Origin of the sequence: Paenibacillus hemerocallicola (assembly GCF_006265175.1) — a bacterium.
GTDB classification, from domain to species: Bacteria; Bacillota; Bacilli; order Paenibacillales; family NBRC-103111; genus Paenibacillus_AB; species Paenibacillus_AB hemerocallicola.
Map to the genome: position 1 here is coordinate 41,257 of NZ_VDCQ01000072.1, position 6,704 is coordinate 47,960.

The window sequence follows — 6,704 nt, forward strand, 5'->3', positions numbered from 1 at the left end:
CGACCGAGTCTCCGTTGGCGAAGCGGCTTGCCCGGCTTCGAAATATTACTATGGAAGGAGCATGTTGCACATGCATCATGAATTTGCCCAGCAATCCCGCGGAACGCCGGATGAACTGCTGGTCCAACTCGCCGATTACGTCCTCGATAAACGGATTGATAGCGCGGAAGCCTACGATACCGCGCGTTACGTGCTGATGGATACGCTCGCCTGCGGCTTCCTGGCGCTGCGTTACCCGGAATGCGCCAAGCATCTCGGACCGATCGTTCCGGGTACCGTCGTCCCGAACGGAGCGCGCGTTCCCGGCACGCAATATGTGCTCGATCCGGTCCATGCGGCGTTCAATATCGGCTGCATGATCCGCTGGCTCGACTACAACGATACGTGGCTGGCGGCGGAATGGGGGCATCCGTCGGATAATCTCGGCGGCATTCTCGCGGTGTCCGACTTTATCAGCCGCCAGCGCGCGGCCCGGGGAGAAGCGCCGCTTACGGTGCGTGACGTGCTGACGGCCGCGATCAAAGCCCATGAAATTCAAGGCGTGCTCGCGCTCGAGAACAGCATGAACCGGGTCGGCCTCGATCACGTCATGTTCGTGAAAATCGCTTCGACCGCCGTTGTGACCGCTCTATTGGGCGGAAGCCGGGATGAGGTCATCAACGCATTGTCCAATGCCTGGATCGACAATGCCAGCTTGCGCACGTACCGGCATGCTCCCAATACGGGTTCGCGGAAATCGTGGGCGGCGGGCGACGCGACGAGCCGGGCGGTGCGGCTCGGGCTCATGGCGCTGAAGGGCGAGATGGGGTACCCGAGCGCGCTAACCGCGAAAGGCTGGGGCTTCCAGGATGTGCTGTTCAAAGGCAACACGCTGACGCTCGCCCGCGAGCTGGACGCCTACGTCATGGAGAGGGTGCTGTTCAAAATATCGTTCCCGGCCGAGTTCCACGCGCAGACGGCCGTCGAGTGCGCTTTCCGGCTGCACGGGCACGTGAAGGACCGGTTGGAGCTGATCGACCGGATCGAGCTGACCACGCACGAGTCGGCCATCCGCATCATCGACAAGAAAGGGCCGCTGCACAATCCGGCGGACCGCGATCATTGCCTGCAGTATATGGTCGCGATCGGCCTGCTGTTCGGCGACCTGACCGCCGACCATTACGAGGACGGGATCGCCGGCGATCCTCGCATCGACGCGCTCCGCGACAAGATGGTCGTCAGCGAGAATCCGCAATACAGCCGCGACTATCTCGATCCGGATAAACGGTCCATCGCCAACGCGGTCCAGGTGTTTTTCCAAGACGGCACTTCGACGGAGAAAGTCATCTGCGAATATCCGATCGGTCACCGGGAACGACGGACGGAAGGCATTCCGAAGCTGGTGGAGAAATTCGAAAGCGCCATAGCGACCCGGTTCCCGAAAAAGCAGCAGCAGGACATCATCCGGTTGTTTGTCGATACCGAGCGTCTGGATGCGACGCCGGCGCATCATTTCATGGAACAATTCGTTATTTGATCGTAAAGGAAACGGGGCGGGACCGGCATAGGCCGACTCGCCCGTCTTCCGTCAGGAGGGGAATCGGTTGACTTGGTTTATGGAACGGGACATATCGCAGCGGGAATTGGCCGAGCGTTTCTTGACACTCATTCAAGGTAACGCGGTATTGAAGCTGCCCGGCGCTCACGACGGATTGGCGGCCCGGATGGCGCAGCTTGCCGGGTTCGAGGCGCTGTATTTGTCGGGTGCGGCGTATACGGCTAGCCGGGCTTTGCCCGATCTCGGCATCGTCGGCTCGGGGGAGCTGGCCGACCGGGCGCGCGAGCTGATACGCGCCACGGGCTTGCCGCTGCTCGTGGACATCGATACGGGCTTCGGAGGCGTATTGAACGCGGCGCGTACCGCGAAGGAAATGGTCGAGGCGAAAGTAGCCGCCGTGCAGCTGGAGGATCAGGATTTGCCGAAAAAGTGCGGCCATTTGAACGGCAAGAAGCTCGTCACTCCCGAAGAAATGGTTCAAAAAATCCGGGTCATCAAGGAAGTATGTCCGTCGCTTGTCGTCGTCGCCCGAACCGATGCGAAAGATGCTGAAGGGATTGACGCGGCCATCTCGCGGGCCCGGCGGTACGTGGAGGCGGGGGCGGACGCGATATTCCCCGAGGCGTTGTCGACCGAGGAGGAGTTCCGCCGGTTCGCCGCCGCGATCGAAGCGCCGCTGCTGGCCAACATGACCGAATTTGGACGCACGCCGTATTATACGGTGCGGCAGTTCGAAGAGTGGGGATATCGGATGGTGCTGTTCCCCGTCACGTCGCTGCGGGTAGCCGCCAAGGCGTACGAGCTCGTATTCCGGGACATTATGGAGCATGGCACCCAAGTGGGCGCGCTGGATCGGATGCTGACCCGCAAAGAGCTGTACGAAGCGATCCGGTATTACGATTACGAGAAGCTGGATGCAGGCATTGCGGCCACCGTGCTGCCGGGAACGACGGAAGGGAGGGAACGGTAGCGCAAAGGCGTTGCTCCATAATCGGATAGACCGCCTATTTTCCCTTTGAATCCGGCATTTTAAACGGTTCGTAAAGGAGTGCATGTCATGAGTTTGGTTTATTTGTTTACCCCGGGCGACAACCGTAGCAAGCTGGAGAAAGCGGCAGGAAGTGACGCGGATGTTGTCATCATCGATCTGGAGGACGGGGTAGCCCCCGAGTGCAAGGCTTCTGCCCGCCGGCAGGCGTACGCCTTCCTGGAGGAGAAGCGGAGAGAAGCCGGGCGGAACAACTCGTTCGTCATTCGCTGCAATCCGGCGAACAGTCCGCATTTTGCCGAGGATATGCGGCTTGTTCGCGAATGCGGTGCTGTCGGAGCGATGATTCCGAAGTGCGAGAGTGCGGATGAGCTGCGCACGGCGAACGAAGCAGCCCCGCTTGCAGAGCTCATTCCGCTCATCGAATCGGCCCGGGGCGTACAGCAGGTGGAGGGGATCGGCACGGCTAGCAACCGCATCCGCAGGGTTGCCTTCGGTGCGGTCGACTTCGCGCTCGATATCGGTGCGGATTGGAGCGAAAGCGGTGAAGAGCGGGTGTACGCGATGGGCCGAATCGTACTGCTGTCGCGGGTAGCGGAACTGGAGCCGCCGATCGACGCCGTATTTCCGCTGCTAGACGCCAAGGAATCGTTTATGAGAGATGCGGAGCTTGGCAAACGGATCGGCTTTTATGGGAAAATGATCATTCATCCGCGACATATCGACTGGGTCAGGGATGCCTACCGGATACCGGAGGAGGAGATGGACTGGTGTCGCAATGCAGTCCGTTTGTATGAGAGCATGCATTCGGGCGGATCGGTTCAGTTGGAAGGCAGGCTGATCGACCTGCCGGTATATGTGAGAGCTAAGCGCAAGTTGGGCGACCTGGTTGCGCAGCGTGAGGGCGGGTCCGCCGCTGACTGACGAAATCCATGCAGGAAAATCGCCGTAATTGTTTGGCATGGCAATGGGCGCCGCAGGATGCCACGTGGGGGATCGCAAAAGTAACAATATATATTTTCTGGAAACAACGCCCTCGCAAGCAGGCAGCCTGTTTGCGAGGGCGTTCACATTTGCATGCAGAAAAAAAGTAGTCTAAGCCATTCTACGGAATGGATTCGATCGAGGACCTGTACACTCCGAAATTTCTGAAGCTAGCCGAGGAAGCTTCGGCGATTACGTTCATGTCCGAGAAAGCGCCTCCGCTCCTTATGGGCTACGATTACGAGTTCGATCTTCCGCGCATTCCGGCGGACGCTCCGGTGAGCGTTGTGATCCACCATCCGATGCACGGCTACGTGCTCAAGCAGAAGTATGACGCGCTCGGCAAAACGTTCGTACTCCGGCATGTCGGAGATCCGCTCCGTGCGGGTGAACTGGCGCGTTTCCTGCTCGGCAGCTTCGGCTGAAGGCTTGTAACACATATAGCGGGCTCCGTATCACAGCGGGGCCCGCTTGTTTTTTTCGCCCCATAGTCGCTATACGGTCATTTGTCGCTTTGGGATTCTCGTGGAACTGAATTAGAGTGTTTTACCGCAGCGCGCATCTGAATGATGTGCGCTTTTTTGTATTCGGTAAATCGTATTATAGAGTTGCCGGTGAACCTATGGAGGACCGGATTGCCTTGCGCAAAGTCCATATCGCCAATGGTCAGGCGGGGAACCGCTGCGATAGGCTAATGATATGCAAACGCTTACGGTTATTCAATCATAAGGAGAGATTGCGATGGAGATCAAGAAAATGAGCCGGCGAAAATGGCTCGGCACAGTAGGAGCGGCGGGTGCGATGTTGGTAACGGGCAGTCTGCTCGCGAAGAGCAATGTGCAAGCTGCCAAAGAGGAACAACTGATTGTGGTTGATGATATAACCGCACTGAAGGCGCTGGCACATCCGGAGAAAGTGCAATTCGTGATGACACGCGGCTATTACGCATCAGGTGACGGCGGAGGTGCGTTATACTGCATCGTGGCCGGTATGAGCTATGCAGGCGCACCGGATGGTTTTGTGGATCATGCATTAAGTGCAGCGGGAAAAGTCGCCGTGATGGATATCTCGAACGGCATCGATATGAAGCAAGCCGGCGTCCAGTCCGGCGTCGATTGTACCGCGCGTGTTCGTGCGGCGTATGCAAAGAATGCGAAGACGTACACGTATTCGGGAGACATGGCGCCGATCATCGATTGCGACGATCCGAACTATCCGTCGTCCAAATTTGCCGGCGGCATCTTCCCGCCAAGCTTTAGCAGCCATTGGTTTGACGGGCAATTCCGCTTTCAGGCAAAGGGGAGCGCGAACGGGGAGTATGTGCTGTTTAATTTTCAAGGCCGTGAGCATGTGACGATGTATCGTCCGTGGATTGTAGGCGATGTCGGTACGACACATACAGGTACGGGCGGCGAATGGGGCTTCGGGTTTTATCTCGTTTCCGGTGCGAAGCATATTACGATTCAAGAAGGATTGGCAGAGAAGTTTTGGGGCGATGGCTACTACATCGGGATTTACCCCGCGAATCCGAATTTGCCGATCCCGGAGCATATTACGCTGGAGAACTGTGTCGCCGATTCCAACCGAAGACAAGGCTTATCCATTACGGCGGTCAAGCATGGTCGTATCGTCGGCGGCGAGTATCGCAATACAGGAAAAATCGCTTCTGCCAACCCTGCCTATGGCATCGATATTGAGCCGAACAATCAAACGAAGTCATACATCGATGTGTCGCTAATCGATGTCGCGACACGCGGCAATTCGCGCGGCGGCTTGCAGTTCGTACCCGGCTTTTTGTCGTCGCCGCTGCCGGAGCTGCCGTTCTACAACGTCTACGTGAGCAACTATCGTTCAGTCGAAGATGGCAATGTCGGCGCGATGCGATTTGCGTATCCGGATTTGTCCGGCAGCATCAATATCAATCGCAAGCTGTACGGCTCTATTGTCATTCACAAAGCAACGATTGAGCGTCCTGCCGCCAAAGGGGTCGATTGGAGCAGATGGGTCCATACCGCGCCGGAGGTGATCGCATCGGACGTTACAGTATTGGATGCGAACACGAGTGGTGTCGGCGGTTCGTCTTATCACGCGCGCTGTGCCTTTTCCATGATGATCGCTGCGGACGATGTGACGAAAGGCATGACGACGGTTGGCAAAGTGACCTTGATTCGCCCGAAAGCAATCGATACGCGAACCACACCGAAAATGATGGCGCCGTTCTGGATGCAGACAGCGCCAGGCGCATCCATCCGGCGGTTGACGATTGTGGATGCATACGGGGAGAACGATTTGGATGGCAACAAAGGATTTGTTCGTGTCAATGAAGCGGGAGGTGTAACCGTTCGCTATGAGGGGGACCGTCCGGTCAAGCTGCTTGATCAGCCGCTTGTATGTGCGGCGGGGACTTGGGCAGGGTACGAGCTGCGCTTGCCTGCGGCAGCGACGGGCGTGCTGGATGTCGAATTGCCTGCGTCGGCGGTATCGCTTGGTTTGACGTATACGATTGTCAATACGTCCCAAGCGGGTGGTCAGGTGCGGATCAAAGCGACCGGATCGGACCAGTTGAAGCGAAACGGGGAGGCAAGCAGTACGCAACAGATCGTAGCTGCGCAGGAGACCTACACGGCAAAGGCCAATCTCGCAGGCATATGGTCGCTGTTGGATCAAATCTAATAGGAGATGGGGGAAAAAGATGGAGAGCAAAAGGATGAGTCGTCGTGCATTGCTTGGTACGTTGGGGCTTGCAGGAGGCACGATGTTGGCAGGGAGCATGCTGCCGCTTAATCTCGCCGAAGCGGCAAGCTCGTCGTGTATGCTAGTTGACACGGTTGCGCAGATGCTGCTGCTAAGCAGTGTGGATGAGGGACAATGGGTCAGGACAAGCGGCTACTATGCATCAGGCGACGGCGGAGGCGCATGGTATCGCATTGTGGCGAGTACAAGCTACGCGGGGACTCCGGATGGTTTTGTGGATCATGCATTAAGTACAGCGGGAAAAGTCGCCGTGATGGATCTGTCGAACGGCATCGATATGAAACAAGTCGGCGTCCAGTCCGGCGTAGATTGTACGGCTCGCGTTCGTGCGGCGTATGCAAAGAATGCGAAGACGTACACGTACACGGGAGACATGGCGCCGATCATCGATTGTGACGACCCGAACTATCCGTCGTCCAAATTTGCCGGCGGCATCTTCCC

The 6,704-nt window shown here is 57.6% G+C and carries 6 protein-coding genes; all 6 read left to right on the forward strand.

Annotated elements, in window-relative coordinates; translation table 11 throughout:
- Window positions 1–70: 70 nt before the first annotated feature.
- Window positions 71–1,516, forward strand: coding sequence for a bifunctional 2-methylcitrate dehydratase/aconitate hydratase (locus FE784_RS34000; protein WP_139606705.1), 1,446 nt, complete (start codon window positions 71–73; stop codon window positions 1,514–1,516).
- A gap of 79 nt (window positions 1,517–1,595) precedes the next feature.
- Window positions 1,596–2,507, forward strand: coding sequence for a methylisocitrate lyase (prpB, locus tag FE784_RS34005; protein WP_139606710.1), 912 nt, complete (start codon window positions 1,596–1,598; stop codon window positions 2,505–2,507).
- Between the two features lie 87 nt (window positions 2,508–2,594).
- Window positions 2,595–3,449 (forward strand): HpcH/HpaI aldolase/citrate lyase family protein, encoded by an 855-nt coding sequence (locus FE784_RS34010; protein WP_139606706.1) that lies wholly within the window; start codon window positions 2,595–2,597, stop codon window positions 3,447–3,449.
- Window positions 3,450–3,637: 188 nt separating this feature from the next.
- A complete protein-coding gene (locus tag FE784_RS34015) occupies window positions 3,638–3,934 on the forward strand; it encodes a hypothetical protein (protein WP_139606707.1) in 297 nt (98 codons plus the stop codon).
- A gap of 316 nt (window positions 3,935–4,250) precedes the next feature.
- Window positions 4,251–6,182, forward strand: coding sequence for a hypothetical protein (locus tag FE784_RS34020; protein ID WP_139606708.1), 1,932 nt, complete (start codon window positions 4,251–4,253; stop codon window positions 6,180–6,182).
- A gap of 34 nt (window positions 6,183–6,216) precedes the next feature.
- On the forward strand, window positions 6,217–6,704 hold a 488-nt coding region (locus FE784_RS34025; RefSeq protein ID WP_218103860.1), incomplete at its 3' end, for a hypothetical protein.